The following is an 18,477-nucleotide window of genomic DNA, read 5'->3' as shown; positions in this document are numbered from 1 at the left end:
ATGAGTTGAAAAAAATTCACAACCAAAGCAGATTAACTTTCAATTACAGATAGTTTTTCTTTCCAGACTACGCCAGAACCCCCGAAAATCTATTAAAATCGCGAGCTTTGCGTCATGGGCACCCCGCTAAAATTCTTCGACTGACAACGCGTTAATTATCATACTATTTTCCTCTTATCTTTTTATTCCTGATCGTTTTATTAATTAACGGTGAGCACCATACGGAATTTAGCTTTCCCTGAGCGCATTTTTTCCCAGGCCTGCCGGGCGTTTTCCAGTGGCAGGGTTTCAATCATGGCGCGCACATCGGCCAGCAGACTAAAATCCAGCGCTTTTTCTAATTCGACAGGTGTACCGGTAATGGCACCCTGTACAGAAATTTCCCTGCCGACTATCAAGCCTGGCATCAGTGACAGGTTCTCTTTTCCAACCCCTAACACCATCAATTTTCCCTGTGGGGCGAGTGCAGGTATAAGCGCGGAGACGGCAATACTATCAGTGATGGTCGACAAGATAGCCTGCGCCCCTCCCAGCCCTTTAATGATTTCTACTGCATCTTGTTTATTGGTATCGATATAGACATGCGCCCCAAGGGCTTTTACGTCGTGCGCGATATCATTGCCCCGCCCCACTGCAACCACACGAAAACCCATTTTTCGGGCATATTGCAGGGCAAGATGGCCCAGCCCACCCACGCCCTGAATGACCACAGTATCCCCCGCCTGCGCGCGGGATTTTTTTAACGCATTGAAGGTGGCGATACCCGCACAGAGTAAAGGTGCGGCGTCGACGGAAGAGAGATCGTCCGGGATAGCCACCAGCCCCGTAGCCCGGGCAAGCATATACTCCGCATAGCCGCCGTCGCGAGAGCTGCCGGTGACAGGCTGATTCTGGCAAAGATTAAAGTGACCAAGACGACATTGCTCACACGCATTACAGTGCCCGCCCAGACGACCAACACCGACACGCTGCCCGACTTTTAAATACGCAGGCACCTGTTCCGGCAATTTCGCGATGGTGCCTACCACTTCGTGGCCGGGTACCCGAGGATATTCCACCCCTTTCTCATGTCCTTCAATTGCCCCCGTGTCGGCACCACAAATACCGCAGGCTTCCACTTTTATTAACACCTCGCCCGGGCCGGGAACCGGTAACGGACGTTCGACCATGTCCAGTTGACCTGGCGCGGTGACTTGCATGGCTTTATAGGTCGTTTTCATCTTTTCGCTCCGTATCATGCCCTTCGGTTCGGGTTTTTGAGGCCATTTTTACCGTCAGCCGGTTAACCCCTTCACGCGCTGCTTCGATAGCCCCCGCCAGATAGCCGGGAACCGTCGGAGACCATTCACTGGCGATACCGGTCAGGCAATGCGCCCACACGCCCTCAGAAGGAAAGGCAGGCGGAACATGATGAGCGGCCTGCACCACTAAATCGTGCGGCGCGGCGGTGAAGGGATCAGCAGACCAGTCTTTAAGAAATTCCGCAGAGGGAAACGCGGCTTTCTCACCAAATAACCTGACCATCTGCGCGCGGCACAGTGAAAGCAGCCTCTCTTCCCCAAGCGAGTGACGGGATGAGGCAGGTATGCCGAGGAAACCAAACAGGGCATTGACCCCGCCAGGCACGGAGACGTCATGCAGCTCAACTAACGGACCGACCATACTTCGCCCTTCCCCGGACAATCCTTCTGCCGTCCAGAAAGGGTCATCATAAAGCGCCACATATTTCGCCTGGGGCGCCATCCAGGTGCCGGTATTTCCCCACTCATCCGTCAGACGCCTGGGTAGCGCAGGCGTAAACCGAATCGAATTGACCAGCATGGGAGGCAGCGCCAGCAACAGATGTTCAGCTTGTACAACAACCTCTTCGCCACACACAGTGACGCCCCGTAACCTGATCTTCTCGCCCGTGTGTTCGGCATGGGTGATGCGCAATCCAGTGAGAGTATTCTTCGCTGGCAGCCGTTGATACAGTTTTTCTGTCACCTGAGACATCCCGTCACGCACACGCATGGCAGCAGGAGTTGAGACGTAACCAGGATAACGAGAGAGTGACCCCATTGCGCGTTCATAAATGAGATCACCCGTCTCATTCTGCGGGATAAGTGCAACGCCCAGACCCGAGAGCACCCTGACTATTTCAGGCTGAACAGCAGGCCAGATCCAGGTGGCCCCCAAATCCACCCCGGTATTGCCCGCCTGCTGGATGCGACCACCAACAAACGCCCTGCCTTCCAGCAAGAGATAATTGATATTGGCTTGCTCCAGCAGACTGGCGGCATATAAACCACTTAATCCCGCACCGACAATAGCCACCTGTGTTTTTAACATTGTGCGGTTTCCTGCATGGCTAAGAGATGCCCTTTTTTTATGTACAACAACGTATCGTCCGAACCGGCACTGCACACCAGTGGCTGCGTGACGGGAACACGTAGCCAGCTTCCTTCCCCATGGATACCATTTCCCTCAATGAGTGAGCCTCCCAGCACGAACAACTCAACGCCGCCGCTAAGCGCTGGTTCAAACAATAGCGTCCCGGTCGTCAGGCGCAGCAGACGGGTGTTTTCATGTTCGTTTTCAAACAGAGGGCACACCTTTATTCCGTCCTTCTCATGCCAGTTCGCTACATCACGGGTATTTATCCGAACGCGCGGCTGAACACCTGAGTTCATTTGTCCCAGTTTGACAAAAATTAGGGTGCCATTTTGGCTATGCGGTTGATGAGAGGAGCCCGGCGGGTTTCGTAAATACCATCCAGCAGGATAATCATTATCCCCCTCAGAAAACTGACCGGCTAAAACCAGAATTTCTTCACCGCCAGGATGGCGATGGAACGGGAATGGCGTCTCAGGAAGATAGCGGACAACACTGGTTGCGCGCGCAACCTCTTCACCAAGACGATCCAACATCACACGATCAACTCCCGCTTGTGGAGAGTTCACCCATTCATACTCTTCCCTGGCTATCGTGACGCGTCGGTTAAAATCATGATTAATCAACATCCTGAAATCCAGCGGTAGCAATAAAAAGCGACTCTCCCGCAGGAGAGTCACTGAGAGAAGATTATTTTGGCAATGCATCAAACGCATCAAGCGCACGGCTTGAGTAAACTAACGCCGCCCCCGTATTCAGGGTAATAGCGACAGCTAACGCCTCGGCAATCTCTTCACGCGTTGCGCCATGCTTTGCAGCGGCTTCGGCATGAACAGACAGGCAACCATCGCAGCGCGTGGTGATTGCAACCGCCAGCGCAATCAATTCATGGGTTTTGGCGTCCAGATGCCCGGATGCAGCAGCACCTTTTTCCATCTTGTCGATACCCTGCATAAACTCAGGTTGCAGGCCCGCAAATTTACCGACGGCAGAGCGTAACTCTTTACGCAGTTCAGTCCAGTCCAGATACATGTAAGCCTCTATAAGCGTTGGGGGTTACGCAACTGTGTAGATACGTACATCGGGTGCGCTGTTCAGATATGGTTTCAACGCTTCAACCACATCGTCGGTAAAGAGCTGAGAGCTTAAATAAGCCTGCGCTTGTTGTTCAGTTTTAAAACCATGCAAAACCTGAACATCTTCTTTACGTACCAGCAGTTCTTTTGATACCGCACCGTCAATGTTGCTGAGGAACGGGGCTTTATACTTTTGGTACACCGCCGCTGCCGCAGCACGGTTTTGCTCACTGATATCCAACGTAATTTGTAAATAAGCCATGGTTAGCTCCTGGATTTGATTAATTACCGGTCGGTCTTTAACACGGCCGATCGCGTCCCACATGTTTTACGGTGCCAGGCTCGACAAGCCCTCCCCGGCAAATACAGAAAGAAAATCTTTTTGATTTACTCTAAGCAATAGCTGCGCCGGTTGAGAGCTTTGTTATGATCCCCCTCACCGTTTCTGCATTATGTTAATGATCCCCATCAGGAACAAATGAGATAATCTTGGCTCTATAAAAAGTTTTTCTATCTAATATGAAGATACCTGTTCATCTCAATGCATTACGGGCCTTTGAAGCCAGCGCCCGTCACCAAAGCTTCTCCCTGGCAGCCGAAGAGCTGAACGTTACCCCTGCTGCCGTCGGCCAGTTGGTACGTTCCCTGGAAGATGTAGTGGGCTACCCGCTATTCCATCGCAGTAATAATCGACGTGCCGCCCTGGTGCTCACCGAGCCTGCGCTGCGCGCGTTACCCGATATCCGCGCCGGGTTTCAAAGCCTGAATTTAGGGATGACGCTTCTGCGTGAAGGGGCGACAAATGGCATTCTCAATGTCACCATCAGTCCAGCATTTGCGGCGAAATGGCTGCTGCCGCGCATTGAAGATTTTCAGAGTCGCTGGCCGGATATTGATGTCCGTCTTGAAACCAGCCTTAAAATCCTTGATTTCACGGCGCAGGGTATTGATGTAGGGATTCGCTACGGGTTGGGTCAGTGGGAGGGATTACAGGCTGAACTGCTGATGTCTGAGGAGGTGTTCCCGGTTTGCGCGCCGTCATTGATGGCCTTAAACCCGACCCTGAATTGCCTGACTGGCGTACCGGAACAGACGCTTATCCACGACCTGTCTATGGAGCATCACAAAGACTTTATTACCTGGGAGCAGTGGCTTAAGCGTTTTAACGTCCAGGCTATAGCCCGTAAACCTGGTCTCAGGATCAATAACTCAGCGGCAGTGTTACAGGCTGCAATTGACGGACATGGTATTGCGCTGGCGCGTAGCATTATGGTTGAAGACGATCTGAAAAGCGGCCGCCTGGTCCGGCTTTGTCCTGAATTGTCTCTGCAAAGCCCACTGGCCTATTACCTTGTTTATCGCCCTGGGTGCGACAGCCTTCCTAAGATTGCCTGGTTCCGTGAATGGGTGATTCAACAAGCGGCATTTGTTAATCAGGCGCTGATGAGCAGTCATTGAGGTGTATATCAGGGGGAGGTTTACAAACCGGGGTGAATGTCGAAGAAGCTGTGCTAAAAATACAAAACCTGCCTATCCACGCTCAAACCAAAGCGGGCTTACACCTTGCAAAGCCATATGTAAAATGGCGCGTGAAAGCCCGGCTTAACAGCGATTAACCCTGCACTTTCACCGTCACGCTGTTTTTAATAATGGAGAGAAACGCAATGCCTACCGGGACAAGCGATCCCCACAATACCGCGTTCCAGCCAAAAAGATTGAGCAGTGCCCCCGATGAAAATGAGCCCACGATCATCACACCAAACACCACAAAATCATTGAGCGACTGCACCTGCGTCTTTTCCTCCGGACGATGATAATCAATGATTTTTGCTGACGCGCCGATAAAACCAAAATTCCAGCCAATACCCAGTAAAATGAGTGATAACCAGTAATGGAAGATGTCGGTTCCGCTTAACCCGGCCACCACGGATCCGGCAGTAATCAGTAGCCCGACCGCCGCAATACGCATAGCGCCAAAGCGACCGATGAGTTTGCCTGTAAAGAAACCCGGCCCGTACATCGCAATAACATGCCATTGGATCCCAAGATTAGAGGCCTCCTGCGACAGGCCATGCATATGCATTGAAAGCGGGGCCGCTGTCATCAGGAAATTCATCACCATATAGGTGACTGCACCGCTAAATACCGTGTTAATAAAGCCAGGCTGGCGCACAATTTCAGCCAGTGGTCGCCCTGCGGCTTTCGCCACAATCATTGGTTCTACGGATTTTACCCCTTTCAGCACCAGTGCGGAGAAAGCAGCCACAAGCGATTGCGCGATAAAGGTCATCGCAAACGTGTGAGGCGGCCAGAGATGCATGGTGCCAGTTACCAGCATGGGGCCGATCACGCCCGCCGCCACGCCGCCGCCCATCACCAACGACAATGCGCGTGCACGACGCTCTGGGGTGACGCCATCCGTTGCAGCAAAGCGGAAACTTAGCGCAACGGCCGCATAAGCGCCGCCAAGAAAGGCCGCGATACAGAACAGCAGAAATGAGCCCAGCACCACCGCGAGCGCAGCCGTAAGTCCCGTAATGACCCCCGTCCCGGTTCCGGTCATAAAAGCCGTTTTACGCCCATAGTTTCGCGCAAGCGCTCCCAATGGGAGAATGCAGGCCGCCATGCCCAGCACAAACATGGTGATAGGCAGCGTCGCCAGCGAGCTACTCGGCGCGATGGCATTTCCCACAATCGCCCCGGTGGCATAGAAGACCACTGAGTTAGCCCCGGCTAATGCCTGGGCCAATGCCAGGCGGGTAATATTATTATTCTGCTCAGCGACAGACAGCGTACGTTCTTCGGTCATCGGATAAATGTTCCTGATTTTTTGTGCGTCGCAATGAGCAACATAGTTCTATTATCGTTAGCCATTCAGGTCACGACTAAATTACCTTCAATCGTCATGTTCTGTGACAACAGCCAGCGGTTAGGGGAAAGTGTTATTACCCGGCGATGCAGATGCTCATATTGGCTGATATTCCCGGCGCCACTTACATGAATGATGTACTGGATCCGTCCGGGCACATTCCGGGTGGATGGCTTACAGGAAACCGGAATCCCCGTACTGAGTTCGCCCCACGTCTGGATTTCGAGCGAAGTCAGGCAGATATTATCCCGACTGGCCTCATGCACAAATGCGGCAGTCATGCAGGCATTGAATGCCGCCAGCAGCAGTTCCTGAGGATTTGCTGCCCGTCCTTTACCACCCAGCGGTTCTGGCTCATCCGCATGGATCACCTGTCCGTGTGAAGGCTGCAGGATCTCCCCGACAATGCAGGAGTGGCAGCATGTCTGGCTCGCCATGCCGCCTCGCCATGTTGTCACGATGTCATACTTCGCAACGTCGCTTTCCATTTTCTCTCCTGCGCCGAGCGCTTTTACCCGCACGGCATAGTCATCAGGTGTTACGGCCCGCCATGACGCCACCATCGATATCCCAGATGGCACCGGTCACCCATTCAGTCTTCTCTGACAGCAGGAATACAACGGTTTCAGCAATATCCACAGGTGTCCCCACACGTCCAATAGGATGGAAGCTGTCGAAGCTGTTCATCACCTCTTTTACATCGTCTTTCGGAATAAAACCTTCATAAATTGGCGTGTGCACCACGGCCGGAGAGACCGCGTTAACCCGAATGCCTCTACCACCAAGCTCAATAGCCATGTTTTTGGTTAACGCGTGCAGGCCCGCCTTTGCCATTGAATATGCCGAAGATGGCGTTGCGCCGATGGCCTGCTGCGCCCACATAGAGCCGACATTGACAATAGCCCCTTTCATGCCAGCTTCAATCATGTTGCGTACCACATCGCGGGTAATAAAGAAGATGGCGCGGTTAATACTCATATACATGTCGTAATCCGACGTTTCGTGTTCAGTAAAGGCTTTCGGGAAGAACACACCCGCCGCATTCACCAGCAGGCTGATGTCTTTATGTTCGGTATTAATAGCGTCTATAACGTTTTGCATGCCCTTTTCTGTCATGAGATCCGCAACGATAACAGAAACCTGTCCGTCAACAGCCAGCGTCTGGCGCGCCTGTTCCGCTTTATCCTGACGGTTGCCCACCAGCACAACGCTTCCCCCCTTTTTCAGGACGAGTCTTGCCGTTTCAAACCCCATTCCGCTCGTACCACCCACTACCAACAGCTTTTTACCGACAAAAGATGTGTTCATCGCTAACCTATTGAGATTCGTTGAATTATTAAAATGAGCTGGTTTTATACTCATCGTGTGAAAAAAGAATGCCATGGCTGCATAAGGCGGACGAATGAGAAGAAATTGCGATACGAGAAAGAAAATCTATCCCGGTGACATATACTGATGGACATCAATGAAAATCAGGTTGCAGGAATGCGTTCGCTTAATCGATTGAAATGGTTGCATGCTTTTGAAGCAACGGCCCGTCATGCCAGTTTTACTGGTGCAGCGCAGGAACTGGGAGTGACTCCGGCAGCGGTAGGTCAGCTTGTCCGCGCACTGGAAGACTGGGTGGGTCATCCGCTTCTTCACCGAACGCGTTCGGGCAAAGAACGTCTGACGCTGGTTGAAGAAGCGCAGGACGCGCTTGAGGACATTACAGAAGGGCTGGATAAACTCGAAACGGGTCTTAATAAGCTGCGCGGTCGACGGGCTCGGTCCGTTGTGGTGATCACCGCTTCTCAGGTACTGATGATGAACTGGCTAATGGAGCGTCTGAATCGGTTTTCCGAAACCCATGAGAATATCGACCTGCGTCTGAACGTAACCGAGAAAATAATGGATGTCTCCCACGGCGAAGCGGATATCGGGATTCGCTGCGGACAAGGAGACTGGCAGGGCGTTAACAAAACCTGGCTGATGGATGAAGAAGCCGTGCTGGTCTGTAGCCCCCGGCTTGTACCACCGGTAAAAATCAGTTGCGGTGAGTGGCTCGCCACACAAAAATTGATTTACGATGACACGCCGCACCCGGGGGCCAATTTTCCAACGTGGGAAAATGTTCTCAGAACAGTAGGTGCACCCGAAGCACGCGAAAGTGGACTGCACATTAACTCCACCTCAGCCGTCATTTTGTCTGCACTGAGCGGCCGGGGAATAGCCATCGTTCGTTATGCGCTGGTAAAGCAACTGATTGCTACCAACCAGCTTGTGCAACTGCATTCCGAATATCGCTGGCCATTAAAATGGTCTTATTACCTGGTGACGCCACAACAGAAAGTTGTGCGCAAGGAAGTCAAAGTGTTTCACGACTGGCTTCTTGAGGATGTTATTTCTGAAACCCCGTGATAACCCGTTTAGATAAATTTCTGGGCCGCGGTCATAATGTCATCCGATGAAAGCTGTCGGTCAGTAGCGACACGAATCTCCAGATGATCACCGGTGAGTGAGTGAACGCCTGCGTGCATAATATTTAGGGTCGCTTTCTCGCCGTTAGGGTATTCACAATCAACGGTCTTATCGCTGGCATTTCTGTCAACAGCTTTGACTGGCTGAGAGTTGAAAAAAACCAAAACTTTTGATGTCATAAGTCGGTCCTTAATTGATTACGTGAGGCAGGCGAAATATCTATGCGATATGCGTTGCTGTGATATTTCTGACAAATGGCACAGGATGCATTGTCGCTAAATTGTAACGTTCATTGGTTACCATTACGGTTTTGCAAAAAATACATTTTGCGCCATATGGATTAGTTTCTGTTACATCAAAATGCGAAACACGATATTGCGAGCCGTGACATTTTGGACAACGAAGATGAATATTAGAAATAGTGAAAGTGTCCTTAAAGTACTACTACATTAACAGCGGAAGGGCCTTTCGGACCGTTTTCGACTGAGAATTCAACCTCTTGATTTTCTTCAAGCGTTTTAAATTCATTGCTTTGAATAGCAGAAAAATGCACGAATACATCTTTGCTACCATCTTTTGGAGTGATAAAACCAAAACCTTTTTCAGGGTTGAACCACTTTACGTTACCTGTCGTTTTTGAAGACATAATTTTTTACCTATATAAATGTAAGCCTTTCGGCATGCAGGGTCCGATTACAGAATAATCGCATAACTTTCAATGAAGACTCAAAAAGAGATATCTAAGGATACTTAAAATGAGGGCTAAAAATGGAATGCTTTGGACTGGTCTGTGTATCAAACCGACAACTCATTAAGGCATGTCATATCCTATTATGCAAGTTTTATTTTCCTGGTCCATTCACCCCCGTTACGTTCGCAAGCATTCGTTTAATGTTGAAATCGCCAGCGACGCGTTTCTGATGCAGGGACTAATCATGCCTTTTAACGTAAAGAACTGCTACAAAACAGGCCAGGCCCGGCGATGACCTTTTTAACAAAGCGCCCTGACCAGCATGGATAATATCCCTGCTTAAATGGGAGCGAAAAAATGAGTATGGGCAATGCGCGCAGGGATAGTGTATGGTTACAGCCCATTTATCAGGAAAGACCCTATGCCACAACGCAAAGATTCAAAAAATAATCGCAACTATCTCGTCAAATGCACCTGCCCTCACTGCACCAAACAGTCAGAACATAGCTTTACACGAGTCCAGAAAGGCTTGTCATTGATGTGCCCTCATTGCAGTAAACTTTATAATCAAGACAAAACAGCCTTTGCTTAAGTCCGGTGTTTTTCCCGGAAATACATCACGGGTCAGAAGATCGTATAATACTTAAGTATTAATTTCATACGAAACCCTCCCGTCTGGCTTTTTCACACAGACGGGTACCACAAAGCTATATGCTCTGAACTCTATAACAAATCTACTTGTTCGCCTCCTTTCCAGAGGAATTATCTTAATTTATTTCACGTACAAACTGTAACAAAATAAGCGCAACAGCTAACCAGCAAATGCTATAAATATTATCAGGATGGAAAATACAGAGTGCGGAAATAAGGAGTAAATATGAAAGTTAAACTAACAGCCCGATTTATGGCCAGAGTGCATTTATTTTTGGCGTTAATTTGGGCAGTGCTGACAATCCCAACATTGCTGTGGTGGAAAAATAGCATACTCTGGGTTTCGCTAATGAGTATTTACGCCATCGTCATTTCGCATCTGGCAGCCTATAGTGCCGCACACGCCGAAAAAGCCGCCAGTCAGGCACTGAATGAAAGTGGCGAAGCGAATAAAAAAATACATGCGAAAAATACAGAGGCCGCAAAACAATAATCACCCGGAATTCACCTCGCCTGCTTTGCAGGTGAGGTCAGATTAACCGGGCGCAGTAATGTAGGGTTTCGATTCAATCTGACATAGCATCAAAAAAACGCATCGCAGGAAAGAACGTATATTATATTTCGTCATCCTGTCGCAGTAACGTCACTCTTCTGATAATACCCCACCCGGTCGGCTTCCCAACCAGAATCAGGCGACACAGTTTTTTAGAGATGCATTTACTCAGAAAATCAACGTATTACTCATCCTTTTTTTTGAGAAGAGGTACTCTATTCATACTGATAATGCTGTGAAGGCGGGATGCCATTTTATTTTTCTCTTCTTGCGAAACGTCGGTGCAACACTCCGCCAGTTCCTGCCAGAGGAACAGCGCCCCCTCTGCCATCGTGTACCATGTAGCAGCCACCCGACCATACTCGGGGTCACATTCACGGATGGCCTTGTCCATCATAAGATTCAACACACTTTCGGTATGATCAGTTATCACATCAAGCCGCATAATTTATCTCTCCACGATACATTATGTATGGGATAGCGTAACGGTATAAGATTGTTAAAATTATTTATATACTACTGAATAATATATTTTCGGAATAAGCTTAAATTCTGATTTTTGAGACGAAGTGCAAAGGAATACTATACCGCATTTGCTGCCAAATTAACTCAAGCAAAACATAGTGGTGGTGAAGATACCAGGCAAAAGGAGTGTAAGCCTCACTGTGTCGACCAAAAAAGGATCCCCCTTCACAATTGAAGCAGCACTGCATAAAAATTAATAAATACTTAAACCGCATCTTTCCGCCAGCACGAAAGCATAGAGAAAAAAGCTGTTCTAATAACGTCAAAAACACACATGCAGCGAAGAGCAGGCAGAATACATACCTGAAACCTATGACGCCTCTTATGCATTCATTCTTTACCATCGCCTTCTTCTATGAATAACAATTCACTTTTTCATAATAATAAAGTTGTAAAGGTTAGCCAGAAATGTGCCGATAGCACTTATAAGACAACACAGCAAATAAGGAAAATAACGATATGTCATGGATTTATCGTATTTCTATGAGAATGAAGTTATTTATCGCGTTATTCCCTCTGCTACTTGCGCTGATATGGTTTGCCGGTTCAGGCATGCTCAGCCGCATCGGTACCGAACGACAGATGGACACTATCGGTCAGTTAACAACGCTTGCCCGCAGCACGGGGGACGTTGTTCATCAACTGCAACGTGAACGTGGAATGAGCGCCGGTTTTATCGGTGCGCGTGGGCAGCAGTTCCGCGATGAAATCCTCGTGCAGCGGAAATTAACTGACGACGCACTGGTAAAGTTAAACCAGGCGTTAGCCCGGACGGATACGAATTTAATACAGGGCAATATTGCCGCCACACTGAAAATGTTTAAAGACAATATTCAGTCCCTCGACGCCACCCGTAATGCGATAAGCGCGCTGAATATAGAGGCGTCAAAGTCGACGCAGTTCTATACGCAGACCATCTCCGGGTTGCTGAGTTTCGTTGGTGGTATAGGTCAGTTAAGTGCCTCCGGCCCAATGGTGAATGAGCTGGCAGCCTTCTATAGCCTGCTGAATTTAAAGGAGCAGGCCGGGATCGAGCGCGCACTGCTCACCAATGTCTTCTCTGTTGATCGCTTTAGCGACGGTCAATTCCGTATGCTCAGTGATGTGGTGGGTAAACAAGAAGCCTGGCTGACCGCCACCCGCCGCTTTAGTAGCGAAGCTCAGGCTGCAGAGCTGGATAAAGCCCTTGCGTCGGCCGAAGTCACCCGCGCTCTTGAGCTGAGAACGATTGCCTTGAATAAAGCGCAGGAAGGCGGATTTGGCGTTAAACCGACGGACTGGTTTACTGCCCAGACCAAACGCATTGAGATACTTCGCCAGGTAGAAACCCAGGCGGCGGATGCCCTGCTCGCACATTCGGCGGCACTGGCCCACAACGCACGTGTTGACTGGCAATCTTTTCTGGCGATCAGTCTGATTGCCCTGCTCATTGCTATTGCCTTTGCCATGATAGTGGTGCGCAGTATTCAGCAACAACTAACCAACACACTGAAAACCATCAATGAGATGGACGGCGATTTGACCCGCCGCCTCGATGTACCGGGTAGCGACGAGCTCTCTGCTCTTAATCGCGCCTACAATCAGGCAATCGAAAACATTCAGCATATCGTGCAGGAAATTAAATCGGGTGCGCTGATACTCAGTAACGCCAGCAGTGATATTACCGACGGTAACCAGGATTTGGCTCAGCGTACCGATGAGCAGGCTGCATCCATCGTTGAAACCGCCGCCAGTATGGAACAGATATCGACGGCTATCTCCCAGACGGCCCATAACGCCAGCGAGGCGGAGCGACTGACCCAGTCGATGGCAAATGATGTCATGGATGCGACCCGCGTTTCCAACGAGGCCAGCCAGAGCATGGCGGCTATCCGTTCGTCCAGCGACAATATTTTCCAGATTGTGGCGTCAATCGATGAGATCTCGTTTCAAACCAACTTACTGGCGCTAAACGCCGCAGTTGAAGCCGCCCGCGCGGGGGAACTGGGCAAAGGTTTCGCCGTTGTGGCGGCAGAGGTGCGTCATCTCTCCCAACGCTGTGCCAGAGAGGCCAGCCTGATTCGGGAGTTGGTTAATCAGAACATGGATAACATTGGCGAAGGGGTGCAACGGGTTTCGGCGTCCGAGGCGGCACTGAAAGCGGCGGCGGATACGACCGGGCGGATGAAGCAATATGTCAGTGATATCGCCCGCGCAGCCAATGAACAATCGCTTGGCGTAACACAAGTGCATCAGGCATTGAATCAACTGGAGCAGGTCACTCAGCAAAACGCGGCGCTGGTTTCCCAGATGGCAACTGCCAGTCAAATGCTTGACGCACAGTCGAAATCGATGTCCACGCTTGTTGACCGCTTTGTATCCTGAGATAACGGAAAGCAGACATCAGGTCTATCCGGGTGTCTGCCGCCCTCTCAGGACTCAACAACGCTTAATTATATTAACCGTAAACGCGACATAACGTCCCGGTTATACTCAACGTCCAGTCACCGGTCACTGCTGGAATAAACACCGATTGCCCCTCCTTGAGGGTCGCCGTTTCTCCACAAGGATGATGCAATAACGCCTGCCCATCGATCACTAAAACAATCTCTGCACTCGTAGTCTGTATAGCAACATCTTTCACATCGCTATAGACATCAAAGCAAAAATCCTCCACCGGAATCGGATAATGGTGTTTTCCTGCTTCACTTATCGGCCGCATGCGTAATTGCGCCGCATACACCGGTTCAAATACCGTGCAGGCCATAAGCTCCTTCAGATTAATTTTTTTCGGCGTTAATCCGGCTCGCAAAACATTATCGGAGCTGGCCATCACTTCCACGGCGACGCCATGAACATACGCATGTAACGTACCGGGTGAAAGAAACATCGCCTCCCCTGGCTGCAATGTCAGGCAATTGAGAAACAGCGGCGCGAACAGGCCAATATCGTCAGGATAATATTGATGCAGGCGTAATATAAACGTCGCCAGATTATCGTCATACCAGTCCCTGGCATTATCAATAAGCCGTTTTAATGCCTGCTGTTTTTCATCCTGTGGTAGCTGCATCACCAGGAGGAAAAATGCCTGCAGTGTTTCTGCGCAGGGGGAGACGACTAATTGTGTTAACGCATCACTGAGTGACGGAATATTAAGTGGCGTAAAGTTACCCACAATGTCAGCGGGGTTACGAAAGCCGTTCATCGCCATAAACGGCGTCAGCGCATAAACCAGCTCTGGCTTATGGTTATCATCGTTGTAATCAGGCGGGTTATCCGGATTTTGTTGTTGGCGCTGAAACACCGCCTGCGCCTGCGCTTTTTGCGGATGAACCTGAATCGACAGCGCACTTTCGGCGGCAAGGATCTTTAACAGATACGGTAGCTCACCGAATTGACCGGCAATTTTACTGCCGAGCATGGCCTGCTTATCAGTAGCAATCAGTTCCGTCAAAGAACAGGTGCCGTCTTCACAGACAACCTGAGAAATCCCCGCCGGATGCACGCCCATCCATAATTCTGCCTGCGGTTGGTCATCAGGATTCGGAATATGAAAACGTGCGTTGAGCGCAGAGCGACTCCCCCACGGATAATTCTTCACCACATTTACAAGTGGATAGAAACAGTGACTCACGTCGATTACTCCTCGTCAGTGAACTGGTTGGTTTGGGCAAGCGTCTTAAACCATACCCCGTTGCGCTTTATATGCCGCTCCCCTGTTTCAATATCGAGACGATAAAAGCCATAGCGACGTTTGAAGGAATTAATCCACGACCAGTTATCAATGAAGGTCCACTGGTGAACACCAAAACAGTTCGCCCCATCCGCAATAGCCCGATGTAGCTGAATTAAATGCTCCTTCATCAGACCGATACGGAAACTGTCATCAATCATGCCATCAGCCTGAACCGGTCCCTCAGATTCGAGATCCATGGCAATACCAATCTCCGCCAGATACCATTTAATATTGCCGTAGTTGTCGCGGATATTTGCGGCGATGTCGTAAATCGCCTGCGGCAAAATTTCGTTATTATCCCGGTATGGGTTAAAGCGCCCGTGCGGATTCACATAATTTTCGAAATAAAATTCTGGGGTGAAATAATCGAGGGTGTAGGCGGACTCCCGTGCTTTTACACGCCGGGGGACATAATAATTGACGCCAAGAAAATCGATATGCGATGAAGTAATCAGGTCAACGTCGGCTTTCGCCACCTCCGGCAGGGACTTATTCGCGACGAGGATTTCGCATAACTCTTTCGGGAACTGATGTTTCACCAGCGGATCAAGAAAACTGCGGTTGAACAGTAAATCAGCATACGCGGCGGCTTTTTTATCTTCAACAGAATCATTGCGGGTGTAGGACGGCGTCAGGTTCAACACCACACCAATCTCGCCGTCCAGCGCCAGTTGTCGATAGACCTGAACCGCCTTTGCATGCGCCAGCATAATATTGAATGCCACCTGCGCCGCCAGCTTGCCATCTTTTTTGCATGGATAGTGGAAGTCATACAGATAGCCCCCTTCAACCGGCACAATCGGCTCGTTGAAGGTTATCCAGTATTTCACTTTATGGCCGAACAGGGTGAACGCGGTCTGTGCAAAACGGGCGAACAGGTCGGTGACTTTCGCTGATTCAAAACCGCCATATTTTTTCTGCAGCACTTCGGGCATATCAAAGTGGTAAAGGTTGATCATCGGCTCAATGCCGTTGGCGATCATCTCGTCCAGATATGCATGGTAGAAACGCACCGCGTCGGCATCGGGCTCACCCGTTTCAAAGTCGGCAATCAGCCGCGACCACTGAATCGAAGTGCGAAAAGAGTTGAAGTTCAACCCTTTCATTAACGCCACATCGTCTTTGTATTTGGTGTAGGTTTCACATACCTTTTGCGGCCCCATTTGCTGATAAAACCGCTCAGGGTGTTCAGCAAACCAACTGTCCCAAATGGAACGATGGGCTTTCCCTTCTACACCTTCGGTTTGTGGGCCAGATGCTGCTGCACCCCAGAAAAATCCGTCCGGGAATTGATACCGGGTCATAACGCCTCCTCAGATAAAAAAAGGCTGCGCCCAACGGACGCAGCCAATGTCACTACTCTGCAGTCACTTCAATGGATTTAATAAACATGTAGCCCCAGTCGCCCGGGAACTTGCCGAAACTAATGGTATTTGTGCCCGCGTTTAGCGTCACAGGCACAACCATTTGCTGACCTTTTTCATCGGTCTGCGGGAATTCAACCTCGACTGGCGCCTCCTCGTTCACAACAAACGAATTCTTTTTACCGCCCCATTTGCCGTTGAAGGTCACGTGTAACGCGAAGCGCCCCTCCCAGGGAACCTCCACCTGCCAGGTAACCTTATCGCCTTCACTGGCGAACGGGCCGAGAAAACCGTCATCGCCAATGGCAAGCTGGTTTTCACTGGCTTTCACCACATTCAGTTTGCCTTTACTGACGTCCAGCACGCCGCCGCCAAAAGTACAGTAATCAGCGGGTGATTTACCGACGGCCTCTTTCACCGTGACGTTGACGGTTTTGCTCGTACTCAGCAGGCCGTCGTCAGCCGTAAACGTCAGGGCATAAGTACCCGGCGCGGAGAACCAGGCACGCGTGTCGGCTTTACTGCTGTCGCACAGATGCACCTTGTCATTGCCGTTATTGCTCCAGCTAAGCGCCAGTTTGCGGTCAGGCAGATTGTCGTCTGTCGCGGTGGCTTTCAGCGCCACGCCTTTATCCTGTGTTGTCGCCAGGGAAGCGGTCAGCGCAACGGTCGGGGCTTTATTCTCCTGAGTATGTTTCACGCTGATCACGTTCGATGGTGCTGATGCCCCGCTCTCGTTTTTGGCTATCACGCGGTAGTAATAGGTTTTTCCCAACTGTAAGTTGCGGAAGTCGTCGCGGAACAAGGCCATCGTTGCCGGGTTCCACTCGTTCACCCCATCAGAGATATCTTTGCCGACCACCTGCCAGGGACCGGTTGCCGAGGCGGCACGCTCAACATCGTAATTGCGCCCAACGGCGGCCCCCATCCAGTTAATGGCAAAAGGTGAATTGGTTTCACGCAGACGCGGCGCATCCGGTACGGGGAGCGCAGGTGCTTTATCTAAACCAGCAAGCTGCGCTGAGGCCCTGCGCACCAGATTCACCACCTCCATTTCCTGATTCGCTTTACCTTCTAGCGGGAATCCTGGCAGGTGGTAGCTGTAGTGGCCGGTGTACTCTTTGTGCCAGTAAAAACCGCCGTCATGGCGATGGCCGCGAAAGCCCCAGATAAAGCCGCCGACGGCCTGCGCGCCGTTGACCTCGCTGTGCACAATCGATTGCATAATGTCATTGAGCTGCGCGTGGCCAAGCAGGCCAAATTCGCCGACCAGATAGGCTTTTTTACCGCCGATGGCCTGCAGATCTTTGCTGACCTGATCGGGGTGGTTATTCCCGGCATTGGTGTAGTAGTGGTTGCTGACGATATCGATATTCGGATCGGTCAGGGCAAACGCATTTATCTTTTTATAGGTGCCGTCGACGATGAGCTGATGCGGTGCCCATTTACGGATCCATGCCGCCGTTTGTTTGAGGAAATCGGCATTGGTGTCTTCCAGCTCATTGCCCGTTTCCCAGGCCATGATTGCTTTTTCATCGAAGTAGGCTCGCCCGGTTACCGTATTGGTACGAGTAATCACCTGACGAATAACGTCCAGATAGGCTTTAAAGGTTTTACTGTCAGTACGGTAAAAATCCTCGGGTTTTTCATGATAGAACGCGGCCAGTTGTTCACGGCCGCCCCACCACCACCAGTGATCGATAAAGGGCAGGATTAAACGCAGTCCTTGTTTATCGGCTTGCGCAATCATGTTGTCGTAAACTTTCATCGCCACTTCATTCAGACGCGGCATGCCATCCGGCGTTTCAGGCGCGAGAATATGCGTTGCGCGCCCGCAGGCTACATCGTTTTCCTGTTGAACAGAGAGCACATAGACACGCTGCGCTTTGGCGCCGGTTTGTACTATCGCGCGGATCCAGTTTTCCTGTTCTTCTGCGGTTGGCCATTTGAAGTACTGCCCCCAACCGCGTGGATCGGCTTTGCAAACTCCACGCGCGTCATCCTCAATGCGATGCAACTCCGGCGCGTGGATACCGGCAAAGCGAAAGACGTTGTTGCCGTCTTTCAACTGCGCGCCATCACGGGTGATAAAGTTTTCGAAATGCGACTGTTCTGCGGCCATGGCCCCTGAGCTTCCCAACACCGAAAGCATCGACACCAGCAGCCATTTGCGTAAAGGTTTAGACATGTTCATCTCTCC

The 18,477-nt window shown here is 50.5% G+C and carries 20 protein-coding genes; 5 read left to right on the top strand and 15 right to left on the bottom strand.

Features of this window, described 5'->3' with window-relative positions:
* Window positions 1–200: 200 nt before the first annotated feature.
* The 5 genes from MRY16398_RS07865 to MRY16398_RS07845 are packed head-to-tail and all read right to left on the bottom strand — an operon-like array spanning window position 201 to window position 3,711.
* The gene (locus MRY16398_RS07865) at window positions 201–1,220 is read right to left on the bottom strand and encodes an alcohol dehydrogenase (protein ID WP_125124125.1); all 1,020 of its coding nucleotides are present in this window, start codon (window positions 1,218–1,220) and stop codon (window positions 201–203) included.
* Window positions 1,204–2,331 carry a flavin monoamine oxidase family protein gene (locus MRY16398_RS07860; protein WP_125124124.1) on the bottom strand — a complete coding sequence of 376 codons (1,128 nt, stop codon included), beginning with the start codon at window positions 2,329–2,331 and terminating at the stop codon, window positions 1,204–1,206. Before MRY16398_RS07860 ends, MRY16398_RS07865 begins: the two co-directional genes overlap by 17 nt.
* Window positions 2,325–3,089 carry a cupin domain-containing protein gene (locus MRY16398_RS07855; RefSeq protein WP_232034388.1) on the bottom strand — a complete coding sequence of 255 codons (765 nt, stop codon included), beginning with the start codon at window positions 3,087–3,089 and terminating at the stop codon, window positions 2,325–2,327. The genes MRY16398_RS07860 and MRY16398_RS07855 overlap by 7 nt, the downstream gene beginning before the upstream one ends.
* A complete protein-coding gene (locus tag MRY16398_RS07850) occupies window positions 3,064–3,405 on the bottom strand; it encodes a carboxymuconolactone decarboxylase family protein (RefSeq protein WP_071196180.1) in 342 nt (113 codons plus the stop codon). The genes MRY16398_RS07855 and MRY16398_RS07850 overlap by 26 nt, the downstream gene beginning before the upstream one ends.
* A gap of 24 nt (window positions 3,406–3,429) precedes the next feature.
* A complete protein-coding gene (locus MRY16398_RS07845) occupies window positions 3,430–3,711 on the bottom strand; it encodes a hypothetical protein (protein ID WP_071196179.1) in 282 nt (93 codons plus the stop codon).
* Window positions 3,712–3,968: 257 nt separating this feature from the next.
* Here MRY16398_RS07845 and gcvA point away from each other — a divergent pair, with 257 nt between their 5' ends.
* On the top strand, window positions 3,969–4,907 hold the full coding sequence (gene gcvA, locus MRY16398_RS07840) for a transcriptional regulator GcvA (RefSeq protein ID WP_071196178.1): 939 nt from the start codon (window positions 3,969–3,971) through the stop codon (window positions 4,905–4,907).
* A 154-nt stretch (window positions 4,908–5,061) separates the two neighbouring features.
* Here gcvA and MRY16398_RS07835 read toward each other — a convergent pair whose 3' ends face one another.
* The 3 genes from MRY16398_RS07835 to MRY16398_RS07825 form a co-directional block, all read right to left on the bottom strand.
* A complete protein-coding gene (locus MRY16398_RS07835) occupies window positions 5,062–6,258 on the bottom strand; it encodes an MFS transporter (RefSeq protein ID WP_071196177.1) in 1,197 nt (398 codons plus the stop codon).
* Window positions 6,259–6,323: 65 nt separating this feature from the next.
* Entirely contained in the window at window positions 6,324–6,806 is a 483-nt protein-coding gene (locus tag MRY16398_RS07830) for an OsmC family protein (RefSeq protein WP_125124123.1), read from the bottom strand.
* A 43-nt stretch (window positions 6,807–6,849) separates the two neighbouring features.
* On the bottom strand, window positions 6,850–7,626 hold the full coding sequence (locus MRY16398_RS07825) for an SDR family NAD(P)-dependent oxidoreductase (RefSeq protein ID WP_103245384.1): 777 nt from the start codon (window positions 7,624–7,626) through the stop codon (window positions 6,850–6,852).
* A gap of 177 nt (window positions 7,627–7,803) precedes the next feature.
* On the opposite strand from MRY16398_RS07825, the gene MRY16398_RS07820 reads away from it, so the two are divergent.
* On the top strand, window positions 7,804–8,718 hold the full coding sequence (locus MRY16398_RS07820; protein ID WP_125125640.1) for a LysR substrate-binding domain-containing protein: 915 nt from the start codon (window positions 7,804–7,806) through the stop codon (window positions 8,716–8,718).
* A gap of 8 nt (window positions 8,719–8,726) precedes the next feature.
* Here MRY16398_RS07820 and MRY16398_RS07815 read toward each other — a convergent pair whose 3' ends face one another.
* Genes MRY16398_RS07815 through cspE form a run of 3 tightly spaced genes read right to left on the bottom strand, consistent with a single transcriptional unit; the run spans window position 8,727 to window position 9,424 of the window.
* The gene (locus MRY16398_RS07815) at window positions 8,727–8,957 is read right to left on the bottom strand and encodes a hypothetical protein (RefSeq protein ID WP_039079816.1); all 231 of its coding nucleotides are present in this window, start codon (window positions 8,955–8,957) and stop codon (window positions 8,727–8,729) included.
* A gap of 40 nt (window positions 8,958–8,997) precedes the next feature.
* Complete coding sequence (ymcF, locus tag MRY16398_RS30875) at window positions 8,998–9,198, bottom strand: cold shock small protein YmcF (RefSeq protein ID WP_072039759.1); 201 nt, start codon at window positions 9,196–9,198, stop codon at window positions 8,998–9,000.
* Between the two features lie 13 nt (window positions 9,199–9,211).
* Window positions 9,212–9,424 (bottom strand): transcription antiterminator/RNA stability regulator CspE, encoded by a 213-nt coding sequence (gene cspE / locus MRY16398_RS07805; RefSeq protein ID WP_039079815.1) that lies wholly within the window; start codon window positions 9,422–9,424, stop codon window positions 9,212–9,214.
* A gap of 415 nt (window positions 9,425–9,839) precedes the next feature.
* On the opposite strand from cspE, the gene MRY16398_RS30870 reads away from it, so the two are divergent.
* Window positions 9,840–10,061, top strand: a complete 222-nt coding sequence (locus MRY16398_RS30870) for a YnfU family zinc-binding protein (RefSeq protein ID WP_313790280.1) — start codon at window positions 9,840–9,842, stop codon at window positions 10,059–10,061.
* Between the two features lie 285 nt (window positions 10,062–10,346).
* Window positions 10,347–10,613, top strand: a complete 267-nt coding sequence (locus MRY16398_RS07800; RefSeq protein ID WP_039079814.1) for a hypothetical protein — start codon at window positions 10,347–10,349, stop codon at window positions 10,611–10,613.
* A gap of 244 nt (window positions 10,614–10,857) precedes the next feature.
* Here the strand turns inward: MRY16398_RS07800 and MRY16398_RS07795 are convergent, their stop codons facing one another.
* Window positions 10,858–11,118 (bottom strand): hypothetical protein, encoded by a 261-nt coding sequence (locus MRY16398_RS07795; protein WP_079496217.1) that lies wholly within the window; start codon window positions 11,116–11,118, stop codon window positions 10,858–10,860.
* A gap of 539 nt (window positions 11,119–11,657) precedes the next feature.
* Here MRY16398_RS07795 and MRY16398_RS07790 point away from each other — a divergent pair.
* Window positions 11,658–13,562: a methyl-accepting chemotaxis protein gene (locus MRY16398_RS07790; RefSeq protein ID WP_079496216.1), complete on the top strand. Its 1,905-nt coding sequence runs from the start codon at window positions 11,658–11,660 to the stop codon at window positions 13,560–13,562.
* A 73-nt stretch (window positions 13,563–13,635) separates the two neighbouring features.
* Here the strand turns inward: MRY16398_RS07790 and manA are convergent, their stop codons facing one another.
* The 3 genes from manA to MRY16398_RS07775 are packed head-to-tail and all read right to left on the bottom strand — an operon-like array spanning window position 13,636 to window position 18,465.
* Window positions 13,636–14,811, bottom strand: a complete 1,176-nt coding sequence (gene manA, locus MRY16398_RS07785; RefSeq protein WP_125124122.1) for a mannose-6-phosphate isomerase, class I — start codon at window positions 14,809–14,811, stop codon at window positions 13,636–13,638.
* A gap of 5 nt (window positions 14,812–14,816) precedes the next feature.
* The gene (locus MRY16398_RS07780) at window positions 14,817–16,217 is read right to left on the bottom strand and encodes a glycoside hydrolase family 1 protein (protein WP_039079810.1); all 1,401 of its coding nucleotides are present in this window, start codon (window positions 16,215–16,217) and stop codon (window positions 14,817–14,819) included.
* A 52-nt stretch (window positions 16,218–16,269) separates the two neighbouring features.
* Window positions 16,270–18,465 (bottom strand): CBM35 domain-containing protein, encoded by a 2,196-nt coding sequence (locus tag MRY16398_RS07775; protein ID WP_125124121.1) that lies wholly within the window; start codon window positions 18,463–18,465, stop codon window positions 16,270–16,272.
* Between the last annotated feature and the right edge of the window lie 12 nt (window positions 18,466–18,477).

Source organism: Phytobacter sp. MRY16-398, from assembly GCF_003925915.1.
Classification (GTDB): Bacteria; Pseudomonadota; Gammaproteobacteria; order Enterobacterales; family Enterobacteriaceae; genus Phytobacter; species Phytobacter diazotrophicus.
The sequence above is the reverse complement of the archived record's forward strand: the minus strand, read 5'-3'. Positions and strand labels throughout refer to the sequence as shown.